Annotated in this window: 2 protein-coding genes; both read right to left on the reverse strand. The window is 71.0% G+C overall.

Annotated elements, in window-relative coordinates; translation table 11 throughout:
* Window positions 1-642, reverse strand: a 642-nt coding sequence (locus AB0O00_RS36815) for an ATP-binding protein (RefSeq protein WP_363659056.1), incomplete at its 3' end; no start/stop codon positions are given.
* A 132-nt stretch (window positions 643-774) separates the two neighbouring features.
* On the reverse strand, window positions 775-2,137 hold a 1,363-nt coding region (locus AB0O00_RS36820; protein WP_363659057.1), incomplete at its 5' end, for a cytosine permease.

Below are 2,137 nucleotides of genomic sequence, written 5' to 3' on the forward strand. Positions count from 1 at the left end.
GAGGCCGGCGAGGGTATGCCGGGAGGTGACCAGGACGGCGGTCAGGCCGTCGCCGGGCAGCAGCGGTTCGACCTGCGCGGCCGACGCGGCGTTGTCGATCACCACCAGGATCCGGCGGCCCTGGGCCGCGTAGGCGGCGAGCACCGACGTGTAGTGGCGCCGCAGGTCCTGGAGGTCGTGCGGGATGTGTTCGACGGGCAGGCCGAGCGCGCGCAGGAAGCCGTCGAGGGCCTTCTCGGGGGTGACCCGGCGCTCGTCGTCGTAGCCGGCGAGGTCGACGAACAGCACACCGCCGGGGAACCAGCCGTCGGTGCGCAAGGCCTGCCGGGCGGCGTGCAGGACGAGTTCGGTCTTGCCCACGCCGGGCAGCCCGGCCACCGCCGAGACCGTCCGGGCCTCCGGCTGCTCGCGGTCCGGGTTCAGGGCGGCCAGCAGCCCCTCGAGTTCGTCGTCGCGGCCGGTGAAGGTCTCCTCCAGTGGCGGCAGTCCGGTGAGGTGGGGTTCGATCCTCGGAGGCAGGGTGACGGTGACGCTCTGCCCCTGGACCACGGCGTACTGGATCCCGCCGACCACCTGGTTCCACGTCGTCGGCCCTTCCTCACCGGGCACGCCCTGCGGCGGCGGCCCCCAACTCGCTGTCATGGCGGACATGATGGGGCCGCGAGCATGATCGGGGAGGGGTTTCGGCGCTATGCGTGCCGATCGCCGATATCCGGACCGCCCGGGCGCCGGCTCGGGTGAGGCGGCGCCCGGGCGGTCCGGGGGTGTGCGAGGTCAGACCGTGACCTTCTCCGGCTGGAGGTCGGCCTGCTGCGCGGTGGTGGCGGGGGTGTTCTCGCGGGGCTCGGGGAGCACGGCCATGATGATGGCGGAGATCACGATGGTCGCCGCCCAGGCGAGTCCGTAGCGGCCGACCGGGGTGTCGGAGAGCGGGCCGGCGAACCAGTCGCACTTGGTGAAGGCGAGGCCCATCACCAGCGCGAGCACCCAGGACACCATCGCCTGCCAGCAGAAGCCGCCCACGTACCAGTAGCGGCTGTTGCTGCTCGTGTCCATCAGCGCGGCGGCGTCGTACCGCACCGCGCGCGACCGGCGCCGGAACATGTCCACCGCGTAGACGCCGATCCAGGCCGAGAAGGAGACGGCGAGCAGGATCAGGAAGGTGATGAAGGAGCCCAGGAAGCTCTTGGCGACCAGCATCAGCAGCAGGCCGCCGACCAGCGAGATCACGGCGTTGATGCTGACGGCCAGGGCGCGCGGCAGCCGGACGCCCATGGTCTGGGCGGTGAAGCCGGCCGAGTACATGGAGAGGCTGTTGATCAGCAGCATGCCCACGATCGCGGTCAGCAGGTAGGGCACGGCGAGCCAGGTCGGCAGGAGGTCGCCGAGGAAGGAGACCGGGTCCGCGGCGTCGGCGAGGCCGGGCGAGGCCACCGCCATCACGGCGCCCATCAGCACCATCGGCACCATGACCAGGCCGGCACCGGAGACCGTCACGCCGACGATCTTCTTGCCGGAGGCGGCGTGCGGCAGGTAGCGGGCGAAGTCCGGGCCGGTGGGGACCCAGCTGATGCCGCCTGCGGCGATGGTCCCGATGCCGGCGATCATCATCGCGGTGGTGCCCGCGGGCTTGGCGAAGACCTCGCTCCAGTGGATGGTCGCGATCAGGTAGCCCAGCACCAGGACGCTGAAGAGGCCGAAGAGGTACGTCGACCAGGTGTTGCAGGCGTTCAGCGCCTTGCGTCCCATGCCGGAGACCAGGAAGGTGCAGGCGACGAAGGCGAAGAGCGTGATCACGATCAGCGCGGTGTTGCTCTTCACGCCGAACAGCAGGTCGAGGACGGTCAGCACGGCGTAGGCGCCGGTGACGGCGTTGATCGTCTCCCAGCCGAACCGGGCGATCCACAGGATCGCGCCGGGGAAGAGGTTGCCGCGCACCCCGAAGGTGGCGCGCGAGAGGGTCGCGCCCGGCGCGCCGCCCCACTTCCCGGAGACCGACAGCACGCCGACCATGCCGAACGAGGCGAGCGCGGCGCACGCCGCGACGATCAGGACCTGCCAGAAGTTCAGCTGGTTGAACACCACCAGGGCGGCACCCATGGTGAGCAGCAGGACGCTGATGTTCGCCGCGACCCAC

The organism is Kitasatospora sp. NPDC093558 (assembly GCF_040683475.1).
Taxonomy (GTDB): domain Bacteria; phylum Actinomycetota; class Actinomycetes; order Streptomycetales; family Streptomycetaceae; genus Kitasatospora.